18 protein-coding genes and 2 pseudogenes are annotated in these 20,509 nt (G+C 51.1%); 11 read left to right on the top strand and 9 right to left on the bottom strand.

The features are described 5' to 3' along the window. Positions 1-40: 40 nt before the first annotated feature. Positions 41-1,324 (bottom strand): TRAP transporter large permease, encoded by a 1,284-nt coding sequence (locus FDK21_RS15015; RefSeq protein ID WP_171022110.1) that lies wholly within the window; start codon positions 1,322-1,324, stop codon positions 41-43. A 3-nt stretch (positions 1,325-1,327) separates the two neighbouring features. Continuing rightward, the gene (locus FDK21_RS15010; protein ID WP_171022109.1) at positions 1,328-1,846 is read right to left on the bottom strand and encodes a TRAP transporter small permease; all 519 of its coding nucleotides are present in this window, start codon (positions 1,844-1,846) and stop codon (positions 1,328-1,330) included. Between the two features lie 125 nt (positions 1,847-1,971). Between FDK21_RS15010 and FDK21_RS15005 the strand changes: the two genes are divergently transcribed. Continuing rightward, entirely contained in the window at positions 1,972-2,820 is an 849-nt protein-coding gene (locus tag FDK21_RS15005) for a MurR/RpiR family transcriptional regulator (RefSeq protein ID WP_138149519.1), read from the top strand. A 94-nt stretch (positions 2,821-2,914) separates the two neighbouring features. Here FDK21_RS15005 and FDK21_RS15000 read toward each other — a convergent pair whose 3' ends face one another. Then, on the bottom strand, positions 2,915-3,340 hold the full coding sequence (locus FDK21_RS15000; RefSeq protein WP_138149517.1) for a VOC family protein: 426 nt from the start codon (positions 3,338-3,340) through the stop codon (positions 2,915-2,917). Between the two features lie 69 nt (positions 3,341-3,409). Here FDK21_RS15000 and FDK21_RS14995 point away from each other — a divergent pair, with 69 nt between their 5' ends. Then, complete coding sequence (locus FDK21_RS14995) at positions 3,410-4,000, top strand: TetR/AcrR family transcriptional regulator (protein ID WP_138149515.1); 591 nt, start codon at positions 3,410-3,412, stop codon at positions 3,998-4,000. A gap of 599 nt (positions 4,001-4,599) precedes the next feature. Here the strand turns inward: FDK21_RS14995 and FDK21_RS14990 are convergent. From FDK21_RS14990 to FDK21_RS14975, 4 genes and pseudogenes are all read right to left on the bottom strand, one after another. Then, complete coding sequence (locus tag FDK21_RS14990) at positions 4,600-5,232, bottom strand: hypothetical protein (RefSeq protein ID WP_138149513.1); 633 nt, start codon at positions 5,230-5,232, stop codon at positions 4,600-4,602. Positions 5,233-6,022: 790 nt separating this feature from the next. Further along, a pseudogene (locus tag FDK21_RS14985) lies at positions 6,023-6,154 on the bottom strand (IMP dehydrogenase); the annotation flags it as partial. Between the two features lie 8 nt (positions 6,155-6,162). Further along, positions 6,163-6,654 (bottom strand): bacterioferritin, encoded by a 492-nt coding sequence (locus tag FDK21_RS14980; RefSeq protein ID WP_114010905.1) that lies wholly within the window; start codon positions 6,652-6,654, stop codon positions 6,163-6,165. Positions 6,655-6,971: 317 nt separating this feature from the next. Then, positions 6,972-7,535 carry a hypothetical protein gene (locus FDK21_RS14975; protein WP_138149511.1) on the bottom strand — a complete coding sequence of 188 codons (564 nt, stop codon included), beginning with the start codon at positions 7,533-7,535 and terminating at the stop codon, positions 6,972-6,974. Between the two features lie 126 nt (positions 7,536-7,661). Between FDK21_RS14975 and FDK21_RS14970 the strand changes: the two genes are divergently transcribed. The 7 genes from FDK21_RS14970 to FDK21_RS14940 all read left to right on the top strand — a co-directional run bounded on the left by FDK21_RS14970 (position 7,662) and on the right by FDK21_RS14940 (position 15,398). Further along, positions 7,662-8,303, top strand: a complete 642-nt coding sequence (locus tag FDK21_RS14970) for a hypothetical protein (RefSeq protein ID WP_138149509.1) — start codon at positions 7,662-7,664, stop codon at positions 8,301-8,303. A gap of 13 nt (positions 8,304-8,316) precedes the next feature. Further along, complete coding sequence (locus FDK21_RS14965) at positions 8,317-8,952, top strand: hypothetical protein (protein ID WP_138149507.1); 636 nt, start codon at positions 8,317-8,319, stop codon at positions 8,950-8,952. A gap of 83 nt (positions 8,953-9,035) precedes the next feature. After that, positions 9,036-9,974: an ABC transporter permease gene (locus FDK21_RS14960; RefSeq protein WP_138149505.1), complete on the top strand. Its 939-nt coding sequence runs from the start codon at positions 9,036-9,038 to the stop codon at positions 9,972-9,974. Further along, complete coding sequence (locus tag FDK21_RS14955; protein WP_114010900.1) at positions 9,975-10,841, top strand: ABC transporter permease; 867 nt, start codon at positions 9,975-9,977, stop codon at positions 10,839-10,841. Next, the gene (locus FDK21_RS14950; protein WP_138149504.1) at positions 10,842-12,386 is read left to right on the top strand and encodes an ABC transporter substrate-binding protein; all 1,545 of its coding nucleotides are present in this window, start codon (positions 10,842-10,844) and stop codon (positions 12,384-12,386) included. A gap of 1,457 nt (positions 12,387-13,843) precedes the next feature. Further along, complete coding sequence (locus FDK21_RS14945; protein WP_210238802.1) at positions 13,844-14,170, top strand: helix-turn-helix transcriptional regulator; 327 nt, start codon at positions 13,844-13,846, stop codon at positions 14,168-14,170. After that, positions 14,160-15,398: a type II toxin-antitoxin system HipA family toxin gene (locus tag FDK21_RS14940; protein ID WP_171022108.1), complete on the top strand. Its 1,239-nt coding sequence runs from the start codon at positions 14,160-14,162 to the stop codon at positions 15,396-15,398. The genes FDK21_RS14945 and FDK21_RS14940 overlap by 11 nt, the downstream gene beginning before the upstream one ends. 253 nt (positions 15,399-15,651) lie before the next feature. Here FDK21_RS14940 and FDK21_RS21040 read toward each other — a convergent pair. Then, positions 15,652-15,999 (bottom strand): annotated as a pseudogene (locus tag FDK21_RS21040) (DUF3883 domain-containing protein); the annotation flags it as partial. A 530-nt stretch (positions 16,000-16,529) separates the two neighbouring features. Beyond that, entirely contained in the window at positions 16,530-18,050 is a 1,521-nt protein-coding gene (gene repB / locus FDK21_RS14930; RefSeq protein ID WP_138149499.1) for a plasmid partitioning protein RepB, read from the bottom strand. Between the two features lie 783 nt (positions 18,051-18,833). Here repB and FDK21_RS14925 point away from each other — a divergent pair. Further along, a complete protein-coding gene (locus tag FDK21_RS14925; RefSeq protein WP_138149497.1) occupies positions 18,834-19,346 on the top strand; it encodes a hypothetical protein in 513 nt (170 codons plus the stop codon). A 206-nt stretch (positions 19,347-19,552) separates the two neighbouring features. Next, complete coding sequence (locus FDK21_RS14920) at positions 19,553-20,488, top strand: tyrosine-type recombinase/integrase (RefSeq protein ID WP_171022107.1); 936 nt, start codon at positions 19,553-19,555, stop codon at positions 20,486-20,488. Positions 20,489-20,509 lie beyond the last annotated feature (21 nt).

Raw genomic sequence — 20,509 nt, 5'->3', positions numbered from 1 at the left:
TTGCTCCGTTGGTTGGAAGAGGATTGCGTACTTTTTTGGTTTATTGAATGCCCAGCAGCCGCGGCACGAACAAAGTCATGTCTTCCCAGAAGGCAACAAGCATCAGGATGATGACTTCCGCCAGAAGGAATGGCCAAAGGGATTTGGAGATATTTTCGATTTTTTCCTTGGTGACCGAAGCCAGCACAAACAGGCAGGCGCCAACCGGTGGTGTCATCAAGGAAATATTGAGCGCCAGAATGATCATGATGCCCGCATGAACCGGGTTCATGCCGATTTCTGCCGTCAGGGGCGCCAGAACCGGGGCCAGAATGATCAGGGTGGCGTTGATATCCATGAACAGGCCGATGAAAAGCAGCATCAGGACGATCATGCCGATGATGACTTTGGGATTGTCCGAGACCGTCAGGAAGAAGTCGGCGATGGCTTGCGGGATCTGGTTGTAGGTGAGCCACCAGCCAAGGATGGAGGCCGACGCGATGATCAGAAAGATCACTCCGGTGATGCGGGTGGTCCGCACCATCATTTCATACAGGTCCTTGAAGGTCAGTGCGCGATAGATGACGCCGCCGACAAACAGCGCGTAAGCCACCGCGATGGAGGCGGCTTCGGTCGGGGTGGCAATGCCCCCTAGAATGGATCCCAGAATGAAGACGGGAAGGACGAGGGCAAGCAGGCTCTGGCGAAAGGCCTTCAAAATGGCCATCAGGCTTGGTCGTTTGCCGGATTTGGGCAGATTGAGCTTTTCGCCAAGGGCAGCAATCACGGCCATGCAGATGAGGCAAATGAGAAGGCCGGGCAAAATGCCTGCCGCAAACAAACCGGCAATGGAGACGCCCATCAGTGAGCCATAAATCACCGCAAGGGTCGAGGGGGGAATGGTGGGGCCGATGATCGATCCTGCCGCCGTGACAGCGCAGGCAAAGGGCTTGGAATATCCCTGCTTGACCATGGCAGGCACCAAAGTGTTGCCAAAGGCGGCGGCATCAGCGGTGGCGGCGCCGGTCAGCCCGGCAAACATGACCGAGGCGACCATGTTGGAATGGGCCATGCCACCTCTTAGCCAGCCGACCAGAGCGTCCGCGAATTTCACCAGATTGTGGGTGATGCCCGAGCGGTTCATGATCTCGCCTGCGAGGATGAAGAAGGGCATGGCGAGGAACGGAAAGAGGTCGAGCCCGGCAAACATGCGGTCCGGTGCCATGGAGAGGAACTTGCCGCCCCCCATATCCATGATGCCCACCATGCCGGCAATGCCAAGCACGAAGCCAACCGGCATACCGATCGCAAGGAGACCGAAAAAGGTCACTGCTACCAAAATCATCGCTTAGATCTCCACGCGTTCGGCGGCGGTCACACCGTCATTGGAAAAGAAGTCATGCATGGCGACCAAAGCGAGCTGGACACAGGCAAAGGCAGCAGCGAGAGGGACGCCCATAAAGGGCCATCCCTTGGGGATCTGGGCAATCATCGTGAAACGGGAAAATCCCCGTTCGACAAAGCCAAGCCCGTAGAAGAAGACCATCGCGAAGAAGAGAAAGGCCAACAAATCAAACAGTACCGCCAGCCATTTACGCGCTTTCGGGGGGAAGCGTTCGAAAATCACCAGCACGCCGATATGCTCTCTGTGCGATATGCCGCTCGAAACAGCCAAAAGAGCCATCCAGATCATCAGATAACGGGCCAGTTCTTCGGTGAATGTCCAGCCCAGCGGCAGGAGGTAACGGACCAGGACGCCCAGCCAGACATCCAGAACCAACAGGATTAGAAGAGCGACACAAAGCCGCTCGACAAACCAATTCAGGCGCCGGCTCCATGAAAGAGCCTTCGTGGCATAAAGATCCATAACGCTGTTCCCGGTCTTCTTTTGTACTTTTCAGAAATACTGAAACTGATGTATCGAAATGTCAATATTGATTGAAACGTCAGTTTCAAATAAAGTGTTGATGAAAAAAATTGAAAGAGGCCGAAATGGGCGATTCTCGCGCAAAATCAATCGAAGTCAGAATTCATGAACACTATGAGCAACTTCCTGATTCCGAACGGAAATTAGCAGATGCAATCTTGGAATCGCCGGGGGATCTGAGTTTGTATACGGCCACCGAGTTGACGTCGCTTGCCGGCGTATCGAAGGCTGCTGGAACCCGTCTGTTTCGCCGCTTGGGATTTGCCAGCTTCGATGAGGCCAAGCTTCTGGCGCGCGAGACAACCCATTGGGGCTCCCCCCTCTATATGGAAAGCAAGGCGCCGCAACATATCCTTTCGGTGGCCGATTATCTGGCCGAGGAAACCTATCTGTTGCAGTCAAGCCTGATGCGGCTCAATCCAGAAGATGTGGAGGTCGTGACAGAGCGGATTGTTGCAGCGAGGCGGATCTATTTGCTCGGCTACCGCAACAGTCATTTTCTGGCCAATTACTTGCGATGGCAATTGTTGCAGTTTCGCGGCGATGTCCACTTGCTACCGACCGGTGGAGAAACAATGGGCGAATATGTGGGAGATTTTCTGGAAGAAGATCTGCTGATTGTTTTTGCCTTGAGGCGGCGGCCCTCTCGGCTGGAGACCATTCTGAAGGCCGCCAAGGAAAAGGGCATCCAGATTCTTCTGCTCACGGATCCCACTGCGCGTGGATTGCCCGGTTTGGCCAGTTGGACATTTTTCACCGAAGTGGAAACCAGTTCCATTTTGGATAGCGCTGGTTCTGCGCTCAGTCTGTCGCGCTATCTGGCGCTCGTCAGTCTGCAAAAGGCCGGGGTCCGCGGCAAAGCGCATATGGAACGGATCGAGCTTCAGCACGAAATACTCGGGGAATTTGAGTAGTTGCGGCCGGATCTGAACTGAACCCGATTCTGGGCTTATGGTATCTATCGCATGCGAGGCCCGGATGGTGCGTTCGAGCCTCGCTGTGCATTGGTCAGGCGGGCAGAGCGTCGATGGCATACTGATCGACGAACTGACCAACAGGGGGAATTGGCTTGATCACATCGATGAGGACCCCATTGGGATCGCGTGTGATGAAGTGTCTTTGGCCAAAGGCCTCATCCGTCAGGGGTTTCAGAAGGGGTAGCCCCACCTTCTTAATGTGCTCGAATTCGGCATCAACGTCCTCGACCTCGAAGTTCAGGATCAGGCTTGCCGTGGACCCACGCCCCTCGGCGGGGATCGTCTCGTGATCGCCTTTCAGGATTGCGATGTTGACCTTGGGGTCCTCGCTTGACTGGAGATGGCAGTACCAGTCCGCATCGAAGCTGACCTTGAAACGGAAGTTGTCGACATAGAAAGCCTTCGTTGCCTGAACGTCCTTGGTTTGGATGACGGGATAATATTGCGTGCATTTCATGTTGCTTCTCCCTTGTGTAAAACATACAATCTGTATGTATATACCTCAATAAACATACAGGCTGCATGCATGCAACAGGATTCTGTAATCCGCTCCAACAAAGACCGCACCGAAGCAACACGTTCGGCGCTGCTGAACGCGGCCAGACGGCTATTCGCAGAAAAAGGCTATGCTGAAACCTCGACACCGGAGATCGTCAGGGCTGCGGGCGTGACACGCGGCGCGCTCTACCATCACTTTGAGGACAAGGTGGCGCTCTTTCGGGCCGTCATCACGCAAGAATATCAGGCGGTTGCAGAGGAAATTACCAGATCGGCGAAGACAGAACCGGAAGCGGCCGTGGAGGCTCTGAAGCAAGGCAGTCGCGGCTATCTCAAAGCAATGGCCGACAAGGGGCGCGTTCGGATCATGCTCCGTGATGGCCCGGCTGTGCTTGGACAAAGGGAGATCGACCAGATCGACCGAGAAACGTCGGCGGATACGTTGCGATTGGGTCTTGCGGCAGCAATGGAGGCCGGTGAGATCCAGAGACTGCCGCTTGATGCCTTGACCATTCAATTGTCAGCCCTTTTCGACAGGGCGGCCTTGGCCATTTCAGAAGGTGACGATCCCAACACTCACATCGAGGTGCTAGACGCCATCTTCTTGTCGCTCAAGTAACCGCTCGCTTTGCACGCTGGCGGAGCTCAGGGAAATGAGAATGACGGTCAATTCAGCGGATCGTCACCGGACCGCTGAGCATGCTGCGGTTGGTTTGAATGTTATGTCGGGATGGGATTGAGTGTCGCAATACGGGCTATGTCAGACTGATCTTTGAAAAAGTTCGGAAGATCGTTTCGACCCGGGCCAATTCGATTATGCGTATCACGAAGTCGCTGCGTTCGTTTATCTGATCGCATTCATGAACAGGTGCAGCGATCCATGTATGACTGCCCTTCTATCTCAATCTCGCAGTATTCCATACCAAGAGCGCAGCATTTATATTGGGTCAAAGGCCGCTGTGCGGACCTTCGAGACATTGGGTGCGATGCAGTATCTCCATCCCACATAAATGGCTAACTGGTCGAGAGGGCGGGAAGCGGTCATCTGCTGCGGGTGCCAGATCTGTGATTCCGCAGGCGAAAGCGGCCATTCAAGGGACCTCGTGGCGCATCTAGGCTTAGGCTGCCGGTTCGGGCCGTTTTAGACATCAGGAATGCCGCGCAAAGCGGTTAATAGTGCGTCAATTGTGTGAACTGCCAGTTGATTCCCTAAAGAGCTCATTTCACAAATTTCCCAAACTCTTCATTCATCTTGGCGACACTTTCAGATACTGGAACATAAGTAATAATCCCGTCCAAAGCAAACTCATATGCGATAAGATCAAGAATATCCTCATCAAGTCCGGTCTTTCTGACAATCTCCGATCTTAGTGAATCCCCAATACAATCAACAACCCCGCTCCGATTTAAATTTTTACCAATATAAACCAAAGTAGCAATTTTCTTTTTATCAATTCTACATTTATCTTCATCGCCCTCGAAAAAATAAACAAGAGTCGGATAATCCTTCTCTGTATACATTCTATTATTAAAGAAATAAAAACTTAAACCAACTCTATTAATCGAAAAACTATCGCTTATATCACTAACAAATTCGCACAAATTTTTTCGGCCACGGTCATCAAAACAATCAAAAGAAATTAATCTCGCTCCATTTTTATTTATATTTATCATTTCAATTATTTTGCTTAAAGAAATGTACTTATAATTATTCGATATGATCTGCTGACTAATTTCAGTTACAGAGAAGCTTCCTGATTGGACTGAATTCAAACGAATGCTTTGCGCATTTGCATTGATTGACAAAAAACCGATCAAAATCACTAATATTGACCGTACTCTATCCGACATAATTGCCCCCAAGGGGTTTGAACAACATCTTGCTCATAAACTTGTCACTTTGCGCTGGATGTTAGATTGATATCGGAAGTGATATGGAACAAAAGATGCTTCACACCAACTTGGTCGGACCAGCACATAACCGCAACACTACCGACGCCATTACCCGCGTTACCTGCAACGGCTGTAACTAAGACTTCTATTTTTCCCTGCCGCATGACGACGAATTCTATTGGCGGTAAAATCGCACAACTGAAGTTCAATCTCAAATTGCTAATTTTATTTTGTACAAATCTTTCAAAAATAGAGCAACTCAAACCATCATACCGCACCTTTGCAGTACGCTGCTCAGTTCGAATACGTACCAAGATTGGAAATTCGCAGTCGTGGGCATGAACGGATTTGTGGCATTCGAGCAAATGTCAACTTTTGCCGACAGGATCAATGGCTTCGCACCTGCAACAGAAGTCAGCTCACGGCCTTCTTGCCAGAAGAGCAGCCGGTCGCCATGAATTTCGGCGCCGCAGCGAATGTCTCAAATGTCCGCATACCGGCCAATGGCCCGATTAAAATGCTGTGGTTAGATTGAATGTCCGGAATGTGGAAGTCGCCTTGAGGCAAATGTCGGCTGTCGAGAGGCAGCAATGGGCCGCGAATTCCGTCACCACTTTCACACCAGAGAACGGCACCTATCATCTCCAACGCCCACCTTGGCCTCATTCACGACCTTAGCTACCAAAATAGAAAGCCAATAGAATCATGGGCTCATTGACCTAAATCCTATTGGCTTTTAGCGTTGAAAGAGCGAACCGACCATGCCCACCATTGCTCCACCCGCCAGAGCTTTGGCCAGATCGCTCGAGAATTTGATGCCACCATCGGCGATGGTCGGCACGCCAGCCTCTGCCGCAGCAGCATCACTCCTCCGAACGCTCTGCCCCCTTATGCGTCTTCTTCGTCTTCATCACCGGTCGACATGAATTTCGCAGAATAGGTCTTCTCACCCAGCCGCTCGATCAAATCAAGCTGCAACTCAAGCCAGCCCTTGTGCCCTTCTTCATCCAGAACGATTTCTTCAAACAGGGCTTTGGACCCGATGTCGCCGATGTCATAGGCCAGTTTGGCCGCTTTGGTGTAGCTGACGATAGCATTTTCCTCATCTTCCAGATCCGCCTTGAAAAGATCGACAAGGGATGTATGCAGAACAGGGGGTTTCTCAAACTCGATACGGGGCGTGCCTTTGAGATATAGAATGCGCTCGATAAACCGGTCAGAATGTCCCCATTCTTCGCGCATTTCCTTGCGCATTTGGTTGGCCAGCTTACCCAGCCCCCAATCATCCAGCAGCTGAGCATTTAGCTGATACTGATGGGCTGCACTCAATTCCATTTGCAGAGCTGTGTTCAGATTTTCAATGGTCTTGTCGTTGGTCATCGTGCGTCCTTTGCATCGCATTCGGTTAGCAATAGGTCAATCCTCTTGCCTCATCACAGGTGGCTTTCAGAACCAGTTTTCAAGAGCCGTCCCTGAATGGCTTTTGGGACCATTTCATAGAGGCCTTGTTGAAGGGCAGACTTTTCACTTCGTCATGATATTAGGAATTTAACCTAAACTTTTCAACTATTTAGATCAAAGCAGTCGATTTGCCGCAGGGCCAGACACCCAAATTGACAACCAAAATGCTGCAAGAAATGGCAAGCGAAACGGTGAGACCTATGACAGGGCACACAGCCAAACATAATTGAGCAATTTTATTGGCTCAGAATTTTCACATTGAACAGATCGTCTGGGCTCGTCGCCATAAGCCTTGAAATCAGGTCCTGTTTGAAGGATTGATAGGCACTCTGTTCAGAAACATCCCCTTTGCGTGGCTGAAACCCTCGCACCATGGTGCGAAATTCCTCGGAGAAATAGCCATCCACGGGCCATAGGGCAATGCGCTTTCCTTCATATTCGAACTCATAATAGAAACGCCCGATCAGCGCTTCCGGGGCTTGTTCTGGAAGCCCTTCGGTTTTGATCGTGATGTTCCCCGCATTGCGGGTGCTGCCGCGCAGAACAAGCTCAATGATATCAGTCACTCCGGGGCCGGGGAAACCTAACTGCACTTTCAGTGCGTTTCTTTCGATCAGGCCGTCATTGGCCAACTCAGAACAAGCCTTTTTCAGCATCTGAAACATGAGAGCCGCGGCAATGATCTGATCCGGTCCGGCATAGCGGATGAAATCCTGCCGCGTGAAAGAAAGGGGGCAATCTCCCTCTCTTAGATCGACTGTCGGTGCCTGACGTTCTGCAATGCCGTATGGATTTTCCATTCGAGTGATATCCCCTATCGCGGTTGACAAAAATTGAGTTTTGGATACAAGAATACCGATAAATAATATGAGTCATGAACTCAAGATAAATCTTCCCCGTTTCAACGCTCTGCTGAAAGAATGCCAATGGCAAAAGCTCAAGGTCGTTTTCTGTTTGTTGACAACACTGCTGTGGGATTGGCTGCTCTCCCGCCCCCCTTGGCACGCCATCGGGTCGATATCGTGCAGCAATACGAGATCGATCGCCTGAACTGGGCGGTCTATGACACGATCATTCTGACCATCCATTCCGATCAGATACATCTGATGGGCTTGAAGGACAAGTTCGAAGGCTATCTGGCATGCGGCGGGACGGTCCTGTTCAACGGTCATGTTGTGCAGCCATTCCTGCCAGAATTCAGGCTCTTTCAGCCGCTGCCAAAGCGCGGCAGAAGCGATCTCCTTGTGCATCGCGAAGGGGATCATCCTGCGTTCGATGGCATCACTGGTGAAGTGTTGTCATTCAGAAAAGGCGTATCTGGTTTTTATGGGCGAGGCATGAATCCACCTCCTCAAGGCGCCATTGTCATCAATAGCATCGGTCCGGACCATTGGCCGCTTGACTGGATTGTCGAGCGCGAGAGTGGGGGGCGCATTTTCGTTCATGCCGGCAATGATATCTGGGGTTTCCTGATGATCGGTTCACCGGAAAATCTGTCCCATGTTCAACATTTCTTCGACTGGTTGAGTGAGAGCTCGAACCTGAAAGATACGATCGTAGCTGCTTGAGAAAGACTTTGTCATGAAGACAATCGCGCACGAGAATCAGAAGACATCCATCGCAGCGATTGATGGTGGATTTTCTTATCACCATCAATCCTTACGGTGTGAGCCGTTTGCAAACTTCTTCGATGAGATCATCTATATCCGGGATGTCCCTGTCACAGATCTGACCCAGTTCGAAACGCTCATCATTCCGTGCCGAACGAATGCGTTTCATCTCGCACCGCTATCGGAGCAGTTCCAAAGTTATATGAAAGCAGGTGGCCGGCTGGTCGTGATGGGGGAAACCTTCCCTGACCGGTGGTTGCCTGACGTCAGTTTTACGGGCATGGACACGAATTTCTGGTGGTGGCTTGAGAAAGGGGCAGATCTTGGTGTGCGTATTGTGGACACAAATCACCCCATGTCGGCCCATGTCACCAAGGAGGCCGCGACTTGGCATCTGCACGGAACACTGGATCCCCTGACCGAGACCCAAACATGTTTGATCGCCACACAGAATGGCGAATGTCTGATGTTTGAAGATGTATCCAGACATGCACCGGGAACGCTGATCGTCACCACACTTGATCCATTTTATCATCATGGCAGCCATTTCATGCCTGCGACGACGGCTTTTCTGGACAAGTTCCTCACGTGGCTTTCAGAAGGTTAGCAGCGGATCTGGACAAAGCAATTATAATATGAGTATAAGACTCAAGAATATTTTGTCCTTTGTCTCCAGAACCGAGATGTCTCATGGCGATCCAACTTTTCCAGCGTCTCGTTCAGGCGGCGATCTTGCTGTTTGTCATCTCGATTGTCGGGTTTGCTTTGCTGCGGCTGCTTCCGGGAGATTTCGCAGAGGTGCTTCTGCTTGCTCAGATGGACGGAACCCTGCCGGATCAGGCCGCTGTTGCGCAATTTGCACAAGACAATGGCTTCAATGATCCCGTGCCGCTTCAATATTGGCGCTGGCTGTCAAATGCGTTGGGTGGAGACCTCGGGCAATCCTTCATTACGGGCGAGGCCGTTTCGCGTGATTTGGCCCTGCGCATTAGCCGTTCGCTCATTCTTGGTGTTACATCGCTGGCGACAGCAATGATTCTGGCCATTCCAATTGGCTATTTCTGTGCCACCCATACAGGTGGTTGGATCGACAGAGCCTTGACCGCGCTGAGTGTGGTGGGCATGTCCATTCCCAATTTTTGGCTGGCGCTATTGATGGCGTTGTTCTTCTCGCTTTTTCTCGATCTTTTGCCCAGTTCCGGCCATGGCACACTGGCGCATGTGGTTCTTCCGACCTTGGTTATTGCAACGTCGGTCACCGGCATCATTGCCCGCTTTGTCCGCTCTCGCCTGCTTGATGAACTGTCTCAGGACTATGTGCGCACCGCGAACGCCAAAGGCATGAAAAGGCGGCGCATTCTCTGGCACCATGTGGTGCCCAATATCTTGCCCTCGACGCTTACCCTGACCGGACTGCAGTTTGCCCGGATTTTCGATGGCATGATTGTGGTCGAGACCATTTTTGCCTGGCCCGGGATCGGCAGTCTGCTGGTCGAATCTCTGTTTAACAGGGACTATCCGCTTATCCAGATGTGCTTCCTTGTGATCGCGTCAGGCTATGTCGTGATCAATCTGGTGGTCGATTATCTGATCACATTGATCGATCCCAGAGTGCGGGGAGCCATATAGATGCTCCGCAAAACCCTAGGCATCAATTTGCAGACCCGGTCCTTTTCAAGATGGACCGGATTGAAGGCTCTGTTGATCCTTGTTGTGGTGCTCGCATCGATCGGGACACCGGTGTTTACCCCATACGACCCCTATGCGATTGACATTCTGAACCGGCTTTCCAGCCCTTCCTTCATCCATTGGCTTGGTACGGACCAGATGGGAAGAGACGTCTTTTCCCGCCTCCTGCATGGTGCCCGGATTACGGTTGGCAGCGCCCTGCTTGTTGTCCTGTTTGCAGGTGGCATAGGAACACTCATCGGTGCGCTGTCTGGCTATCTGGGCGGTCTCATGGATAAGTGCGTTATGCGCCTTTGCGAAGGGATGTCGGTCCTTCCGGCACTGGCCATTACCATGGTCATTGCCGGCGTTCTGGGCCTTGGTCTGTGGGCGGTCATTGTTGCGCTGATCTCGGTGCACTGGACCGAATATGCCCGACTGGTACGCAACATGGTGATGGTGGAAAAGGCCAAGACTTACGTTGCAGCAGCAGAAAGCTTGGGGGCAGGGCGCTTTCGGATCATCCGGCACCACCTATTGCCTAATATCGCCGGACCGCTTCTCACCGTCACGGCCTTTTCCATGTCCTGGGCCATTCTCTCTTTTGCAGGGCTCAGCTTTCTTGGCCTTGGCGTTGAGCCGGGTACGGCCGAATGGGGCCGGATGATTGCGGAATCCCGATCTCACCTGAGGTCTCACCCTCACCTCGTTCTTGCTCCCGGTCTGGCCATCATGGCGCTTGTCATGGCGATCAATCTGTTCGGAGACGCCTATGGCGACCGACTCCGGGGCACACACACAAATCCACTCAAATCACGGAGAACATGAATGAAAATCAGGTCATTGTTTAAAGGGGCGGCGACAGCTTTGCTTGCCGTTGCAGCATTGGCGGTGCCCCTATCGGCCAGCCATGCTGAACAAGGGGACCGCACCCTCACCGTCGCAACCATGTGGGAAGCGTTGCCGCTCTCCATGAAACCACGCAGAAGCCGCTTCTTTAATGAAAGCGAGATCCTCGACACCCTGATCAAGCTCGACTTCGACATGAAGCTCATTCCCGGTCTCGCGACCTCTTGGAAAAGAGAATCGCCAACGCGTTGGTCCTTCACGCTTCGCGAAGGTGTCAAATTCCATGATGGCAGTGACTTCAACGCGGCCGCTGCAAAATACTCGCTGGAACGCGTCATTGCACTTCTGCCTTACGCCTCGGATTTGCTGAACATCAAGGCCATTACGGCTGTCTCGGATGCTGTCCTTGAGATCGAAACCAACGCACCCTTCGCAGCCCTACCCAATCAATTGACCGATGCAATCACGGTCATCTATGCCCGCGCGTCGTTTGATGACAAGGGTGCGTTTGTCAAACCGGTCGGCACCGGCCCGTGGCAATTTGTCGATTATAAAAAGCAGGACCGAACCGTGGTCGAACGGTTCGACGGCTATTGGGGAGACAGTCCGGCTCTGGACAAAATTGTGTATCGCTTCATTCCCGATCACAATGCTCGTGCCCTTGCGTTGGAGACGGGGGAAGTGGATTTCGTCGTGCATCTGTTGCCATCCGATGTTCAACGCATGGAAGCAGACGACAAACTCAAAGTGTATAAGGAACCAAGCGCTGGCCTCTATTATGGTGCCTTCAATGCAGGTGAGATGAGCCCACTGTCCGACAGCAAGGTGCGACAGGCTCTGAACCTGCTTGTTGATCGTGATCTGTTGGTCAAGGGTGCTCTCGACAATATCGGCAAGCCCGCCTGGAAATTCTTCCCGGCTGCGTTCCCTTGGTCCTCGGACAAAGTCTCCAGTTACAGGTTCGATCCCGAAGCGGCTGCCGCTTTGCTGGCCGAGGCAGGATTTGAGAAGGTCGATGGCGTTTGGTCCAAGGACGGGGCGCCGCTTGAATTGCGTATCGTCAGCTACTCCAGTCGTGCCGAAATGTCGGTGATTACCGAGACGATGGCCGCTCTGCTGGCGCAACATGGCATCAAGTCCAAGATTGAATTGTTCACCTGGGCGGGCATGCTCGATAAGGTCAAACAAGGCGCCTATGATGTCTCGGTCGTTTTCTGGACACCGGAAATGACCGGTCATCCGGACTTGCATCTGAAATCCCAATTCCACTCCCAAGCTGGCCTCAACTATCAGAACTGGTCCAATCCGGAGTTCGATGCGCTGGTGGACAAGGGGCGCGGCCTGGACGTTGGACCAGACGCCATGGACGTCTATATCAAGGCACAGCAAATCCTGCAGGACGATGCGCCGATCATTCCTCTGGTGCACAAGATCTATGTAGCAGCCTCAACCAGCGGGGTTGAAGGATACAAGGTTCACCCTTCGGGCTTTTTCTACAATTTCAAAGCCGTTAGCAAGAAATAGACGATAAAATTTAGAGTTGGCACGTGGGCTCATTGCTCGTGTGCCAATTTTGTCTTTGCTGACTATCGCCTTGATGAACGGAGTCAATGCAAATACAGGCCTTGTCGAAACTCAAACACCATCGGCATGCATTAAAAACGCACCTCCGAAAGCTGGTGAAACCATGAGGAATGCAGCCTATGGAGACACAATTCACGGCGTTTTTCCTAACTCTAGCTGACACTCCATCCTTACCAAGCGTGCAAAGGGCTCGGAGCGGACCCTTGCTATATATTATCATGCAAGAACGCCCACCCAAGTCCATGTTTTGCAATCGCGGCTGCTTCCGTTGGAAAAGCGTAGATTTTTTGGGGAAACCAGACACGATGTCATGTGCTCCTCAGCTTTCCCTCGTTTGGGAGGTAGAGATTTCTGGTATTGCGCGAGACCAGTAGGCTATGATTGCGACAACCGAATTCCAGTTACCTGTCACGAGCAAGAAGCCCGGCAGGTATTTTGTTTGTAGCCCTACAGTAGCCCGATTGTCCGGTTGGGTCGCGTTTTCATCTAAGTCATTGAAATGATTGGCGCACCCGAGAGGATTCGAACCTCTGGCCTCTGCCTTCGGAGGGCTAAGGCTTCCCTCTGTCGCCATTGAAATCGTTGTGTTTTTGCCTTCTTCTACGTAGTCAAAATATGCCGTTTTGAGGCTATTTCATGGGCCAATCATGGGCGCAGGATGCTATCGTATCTGCCGGGGGCAATGTCAGAAACGCGATTGCCTCGGCTCCTGCAAATCTATTGGGCTGTCTTCATGATGATCCTCACATGCGACTTCTTGCGCAGAGATAGCATCAATTTCCTTTAAGCGCACGCAACAGAATAGAAGAGCCAACCGAGAGGTAATCGCAATCGGGATTGGCAAGGCTCGAGTTGTTTCTGCTCGCACCGTTCGTTGCCAGAGTTTTCTCTGACAATCAAACACGCTTCCATCCTTGAAGAGAAATCTCGGTCTGCTCAATGAACAGCGTGAGCGCCGCATCCGCGAAGAAGAAGCAAGACAAGCCCGCTCCGCACTGGCCTCTGGGGATTTTGGGATCGTGTAACGGGCACACATAAGCGCACAACGGAACAAAACCAAAGAGAAATTCTGGAGGCCAAAAAAACGTGATGATGCTGAAACGGCTAAATTACGACAACAACAATTACAGGAAGAGCAGAAACGTCGCGAAGCTGCTTCTAAGGAGCGTTCTGAATATATCGAGCAACAACGAGAGCTTCGAAGAGATACTCAGAAATTAAACCGCTCTCCTTCTCATCAAACGCATCATGATGGGCCAGCGCCGGAACGGTGAAGCGTATTTAGGTTTTAATCAATCATATATGTTTAAGCATATCATTTACTGGTTATGATATGCCCAAACAGATCAATCTTGCAAAGACATCATATTTTTGATATGCTATAGCATATGATATAATTGAAAAATATTCTGGAACATATCATTATGGCAAGTGAGTTATTCGAAGATATCAAAAGGGCACGTGCGGAAAAGCGCCTCAGTCAACGAGATCTGGGGCGTCTTCTTGGTATGCCGCAGAGCCATATTTCTAAAATCGAGAGTGGCGCAGTTGATATTAAGCTGTCGAGCCTTATTCAAATTTGCCGGGTTCTCGACCTTGAATTGAAGCTTGTGCCGCGCAAAAGCGTTCCGGCTGTTGAGGCCATCATCAAGGCTTCTTCATCGAGACTAACAGAGCAAGAGGCTCCGCGCCCTGCCTATTCTCTGGAGGGTGATGATGAATGATATAACGGCGCTCAATGTCCTTCTGCATGACAAGCTAATTGGGTCAATTTCTCTTCTGCCGGGGGATCGTTCCATTTTTGCTTTTGCAGAAAGCTATATTGAAGATCAAAACCGTGATGTGTTGAGCCTTTCTTTCAAGGATCAATATGGCGAGTTGATTACCGATCACCGCGCAACAGGACCAAAGCTTCAACCCTTCTTCTCCAATCTTCTGCCGGAAGGGTCATTGCGGCGTTATCTTGCCGAACGGGCTGGCGTCAAGCAGGTTCGTGAATTGTACCTGCTCTGGATACTGGGACAGGACTTGCCGGGAGCGGTGAGGGTTGAGCCAAGTGATAGTAGTGCTTTTCCGATCCTGTCGGGTGATGAGACGGAAAAACAAAGACAGGATCGGCGAGACAAGGCCCTGCGCTTTTCGCTCGCTGGGGTGCAGCTTAAATTCTCAGCTCTGCGCAACGATGGCAAGAATGGTGGACTTGTTATTCCTGCTTCGGGACTTGGCGGCGAGTGGATTGTAAAGCTTCCAGCGGAGCGTTTTGAACGGGTGCCGGAGAATGAATATTCTTTCATGACACTTGCCCGTATGATCGGCATTGATGTGCCCGAGATTGATCTTCTCAATGTTAAGGATATTGAGGGGCTTCCCGATGGCCTTGGTCGGCTTGAGGGAGAGAAGGCTTTCATCATCAAGCGCTTTGATCGGGCGGATGATGGCCCCGTTCATATAGAAGATTTTGCGCAGATTTTTGGGGTTCTGCCGGACAACAAATATGGCAAGGCCAGCTATCGCAATATCGCGACAGTGTTAGGTATCGAGACGGATCAGACAGACATTGCCGAATTCATCCGCCGCTTGGTTTTCTCTACCTTGATCGGCAATGATGATATGCATCTGAAAAATTGGTCGCTGATCTATCGGGACAGGAAAGCTGCGAGTTTAGCTCCTGCCTACGATTTGCTATCGACCATTGCCTATCTGCCAAGTGAGACAGCGGCGCTCAAATATGCCCGTACAAATAAAATGGCAGAACTGGATTTTGATGAACTGGCCTATTTGGCTGATAAGGCTCGTTTGCCTGAAAAGCTCGTGCAGGACACGGCGAAAGAGACGGTTTCAGTCTTTCTGGATGTCTGGGCCAATGAAAAGAACAATCTATATCTTGATGCAGAGCTTATTGCTGTTGTCGATGCGCATCTTGCCAAGCTGGCGCTTATTTCCGGCAAATGAGGCTTGATCCTTTTTGAAAAGACGCTTTTGTTCGGCTGGTGTGAACAAAAGCGGGAGTGTCAGAAAGTCTGTGTATCTGGCCTGGCCATGCGGTACAATCCGCGCAGAAAACACTCAGCTCTCGGCTGGAAAAGCCCCTTGGCTTTCGAAAGAAAAGCAGCCTAAATGAGCACACGGAGCGGAACGAAACCGTGACAGGACCAGTGAGAGATACGTGGGCGTCGAGAGGTGGGCGCAACTCGAATGCCTTTGGTGCGCGCGAAAATTCGTAAAGTCGCAAGAGATACCAATCCTCACGCCTTTCGTCCGCAACCTCAAGCTCGTTACGGGAGATATGGAACGGTGTCCGCTCCCAACCGTTTGTGGTTTTTACCTCGATCAGGCGATCCTTGCCTTCGGGGGTGAAGCTGGCGATATCATATCCGGCCCCATTACCGTCTTCCTTTGAAACCCAACGAACGCGTCGTGCGAGATCATCCCTGCCGCTTTGCTGAAGCGTCATGCGTTCATTGTGAAATACGCGCTCCTCGCCAGCATATCCCAAAGCGCGATTGCGCTCATCCCGGCCAGCAACATCGAAGCGGCGAGCAACACGCTGCATCTGTTCGACTTCATCTGAGGGAGGTGCATTGCGCATGGTTGGGGCCACGCCGATGTAAAGGGCTCCCGCTTCGGCCAGTTGGAGACTTTCTCTTTGATGCAGAGAGACCTCCCATTCCGGATGGTGTGCAAGCCATCTGGAAATGGCCTCTGCAAGTGCCATCTGAAAATTGAACCGAGGCTTGTAGCCTCTAATGGTTGGAAGCCCAAGGCCGATGCAAGCTGCAGACACGTTGCACAATTTGAACTCGATTGAACCGCGGCTGCGACCAATCTGTATCTGCAATGCCCTGTTCATTGCCGCCTTATTGTAGCTGCGACCCGACAGTTCATCACTCAGCATCTTGAAATAAGATGCCACGGTGATGTCGTTTTCGGTGTCTGACCAATTCTCTGAACTCATAACGGGAAACTACCGTGGATCCAGCCAGATGTCATTGGAGGAATAGATCACCCATTTTTATCTCATTGACAGCTGTCAATGAGATAAAAAATCTTACCGAGGACGCCAGAAAGAGGAGCGTCTGGCCTTCAGCTAGCCTTTGCATGAGCGATGCCTTCGGCATCATTCCATTCTGGCTCCTTTTTGAAAGTCTCATAGAGTTCAGGCAATTTCTTTGAGACAAATATTGCAAATGATTGATCGGGCATTTGCATAACTGAGCGTTTGTCTTTGTGGGTCAATGTGGCAAGCTTCGTGTTGTCTAACGTCACGACGTCGGAGGGTGGGAGAGCCGGTTTGGCCTCGATCTCTTTGATAAGATGCGAAATCCGCTCATCTGATGAAGCAATGTCCTTGAAGGATTTGCCTTCGATTATTTCTCTCGCGTTATCGAGGTGTTCTGGCTGCACTAACAGATCTGCTAAATCCTTCCAGCGAGGGCGCCCAATTCTGGGGGCAGGGCCGATGCTCTCAATGATGTCATCGGGGATCTTCTCGCCGATGACCTTAAGTCGCGAGGCTTCCGTTTTGTCAACTGACAGAGCAGACATGACCTGAGACTTAGCGTGTTCATAGTTTGGGATCATTTTGAATATATGCCCGGCGAGTCGGACCTTTTCAATATAGGTCGCTTCTCTCCGGTAGCTGTTCTCTCTGCCTTGCTCCATCAGAAGATCGATGTCATTAAGGTCTTTGACAATGCCTTTTATGCATGTCTCAGCCATGCCTCTGGCTGCCATCAGGCGTCTGGTACCGCTCACCAATTGGTATCGATCGCTGACTTCCGGATGGGGCCTGACGATGATCGGTACATCCTGACCGTCGTTCTCCATGGACTTGCTCAGTCCTTCGATCTCATTGATGTTAGAGTCATCTTCTAGGCGATGAGGAAATGGCGAGGGGTCGATCTTGGACGTCGGAGTTATGATGACTTTGCTGTCGAAAATTTCCGAGCTGTGTCTGTCGGCATCAGAACGCTTCAAATCTGCCCGCGTGTCGTCGGTGTGTTTCGTCGGGAGGGAAGCCTTGCTCGCCTTGCGCAACAGGGTCGCCATCCGAATGAAGAGCCTCTTTTGCGGTTCCAGAAGGGTTTCATTACTGGCAAGCTCCGAAAGTCCATTTGTGAGAACTAAAGCGCTCTCGTCCAGAAATGGTGCCAATTGCATTAACAAGTCTGGATGCCGGCTTCTGAGTAATCTTGCTGAGTCCAACGCTTCACGAATTGCATGAGTATTCTTCGAATTTCCGTGGAGGATAAGGGTAGCAACCAAGATTACGGCGGACAGCTTCTCTCCGGCTTCCTCACAGCTCTGCGGATGGCCGGGTTCATTGCTTTTGCACTTATCGGTCATCACATCTTGGCAAAGCAATGCAGCAAACGGAGTTTTGGTTAATTCAATGTTTGCGAGAGTTTCCTTGTTCCTGATGTCAGTCCCCTGTTGAGTTTCGATATCGGAAGTAAGTTTTTCCAAAAGCTCCTGTGCACACTGCTGCCAATCGGTTTCTTGCAATGGAAAAGCAGCCAACTTTCGTTGAGCTATTATTTTAAGAGGTGCGAGGTTGTCGGTATTTACAGTGCCGAATAGAGAATGATGCTTTTTGCCTGTCATTTATAGAATTCCTATTTCGTCATGTGGCCGCAAGGTGCGGTTGAAATTTATCACGTAGGTAGATGGGATCGTTGCCTCGCAGAGAAAAACAGAAAACGCGATGTTTCTGCGCCTCTACGGCAAACGCCATACTGGGTGAAGCCAACTACATCGGGTGTAAAAACAAGCCTCGGTTTTGTATGTCCCAACAAGTATGATTATCGTCTAATCATTTTGTGCGGCAGGTTGTCGCGGATGATTAAGAGCAATCTGTAGTGGGTGGTGAACTAGGGTGACTGCGCATTCAGGATCGTTCAGGTCGCTCCCTCATCTGGTACTTTGAATTTGACGAGTGTGGTCCAGCGGAAAATGGTGGGGGGAGGCGGGCGGCACTTTAGTTTTACCTGTTCTGGTATGCCTTATGTTCCTGCATGTTCTTTCTGTTTAGAAGGGTGGGGGAGGGCGCTGGTCACCATTCAAATCAACCCCTGAATTTGCAGTCGTTCGAGGTGTAGATGATGTGGTTGGATCAGCTAAATCTGAATTGATGCAGCAAAGGGTAGAGTCGCCCAGCTGATAAGTGGTTTCAATTTAGAAAAATAAAAATTTCAGAGTGGCATTATAAGGGACGCTTCCAAAGCGAAACCCTTCAAGTCGTTTTTCATCGTGCCCCACTAGGAGAATTGAATCTTCATGCATGCGTAATGTCAGGGCGCGATGTCAGTCCAATTTCTTTAACTAAAAATTTTTGTTTCGATCAATTCGAACTCATGTCCTCCAAGCATAAAATTTGGAGGCAGGAAATTGTCGGAAAACAGCAATACAGAAAAACTTGGCATAAGGGCGCGTGCTAAAGCGCTCAAACAACACCCTGTGCCGCATTTGAGCATTACAGATTTAGGGCTTCGCTGGGGTTGCAGCAGATCTACTGTCGAACGTCATCGCTTTAGATTTTCATTGACAACCGCTGGACACAAAGATGCACACCCCGAATACAACCTCTTGGATATTCTTCGGATAGAAGGTGTTGCTGACCCTGAAGGGCAATGGATCGTTGGAACAGACGTTGATCGTGAGATCCTCTCTGCACCTCTTTTGACGATCAATGATCTTGTTCAGCTTGATCCGAAAACCAAACGGCGCTCCTCTGAAACATTTCGCGCTCGCGCCCGGGCTGCCGCCCGAACGCAAGGTCATGGTTACATTGCAAGGGATCGCGAGAGTATCCGGCTCGGACACGCTTGGTTATTTCGCCCAACCGAAGCTGATTTGCCTTACCTCCATACCATCAAACTGAGTGGGAGGGGCAAAATATGACGAGCTTTTGCGTCAGTGACCAAATTGTCCTTCAGCACACCAGAATGACGAAAACACCCGCTTGCACTCAATGGCGTAGAGCCAAACCCCCGCGTCTCTTTCTCCGGGAGAGAAAAGGTCGTTCGTCGGTCTATGTCATCCTCGACCGAGGCAACGAGACAAGCACGGGCTACGGCCCTGAATGCAGCGAAGAAGCTGAAAAATTCTTGAGTGACTATCTCGCGTCCAAATGGTCGACACGAGATCTGGTCGCTCCCTCCAACATGGCTGTGGCTGATGTGCTGACCGCCTATGCAATTGAACATGCTCCGGACACGGCCGACCCAGCAAGAGTGGGATACGCCATTGATGCGCTGATGGGCTTTTGGGGTGAAAAAACCGTTTCCGAAGTCAAGAAAAACAATTGTCGCAAGTATGCTGAAGTGCGCGGTGTTTCAGATGGAACGATTCGACGTGAATTGGGCGTTCTTCGCGCTGCTCTGAATTATTGTGAGCACGAGGAATATCTCCTTAAGGCTCCTGTCGTTCATTTGCCAAAAAAGCCTTCTGGCCGTGATCGCTGGTTGAGCCGGAAGGAAGTCGCCAAGCTCTTAAGGATAGCGCGCAAAAATCCTGAGACGAGGCACATTGCCAAATTCATTCTGGTTGCGGTCTATACCGGCACACGAAAGAGCGCCATCCTCAATCTTGGTTGGGAAAAATCTGACTTTGCGGGTCACATCGATATTGAGAACGGGATTCTTTATCGTGCTGGTGCAAAGGAACGGCAAACCGAAAAGGAACGCACACCGGCCCGGTTGCCACGGCAGATTCTCTTGCACGCTCGACTTTGGCGCAAGAAAAATCCGATCTGTGTGATTGCCTATCGCGGTGAGAAGGTCAAGGACATCAAGACAGGCTGGGAACGGATTTGCCGCGATGCAGCGATCACAGGTGTCAATCGGCACACCTTGAAACATACAGCCATCACATGGGCGATGCAGAACCGCTCAACGCCTGCCGATGCAGCTAGCTTCTTTGCCACCTCTATCCGGACAATCGTAAGCACCCGATTGCTACCGCAGCTTTTTTGCCTTGACGCGAGCAATGATTTCAGGATCCGCGATAAAATCCTGGAGGAAGATCTCCCACTCTTCCTCTGAAGATCGGGCGTCGATGAGCAT

The organism is Cohaesibacter sp. CAU 1516, assembly GCF_005771485.1.
GTDB lineage: Bacteria > Pseudomonadota > Alphaproteobacteria > Rhizobiales > Cohaesibacteraceae > Cohaesibacter > Cohaesibacter intestini.
Note: the sequence above shows the minus strand (reverse complement) of the source record. Positions and strands in the feature narration are given on the sequence as shown.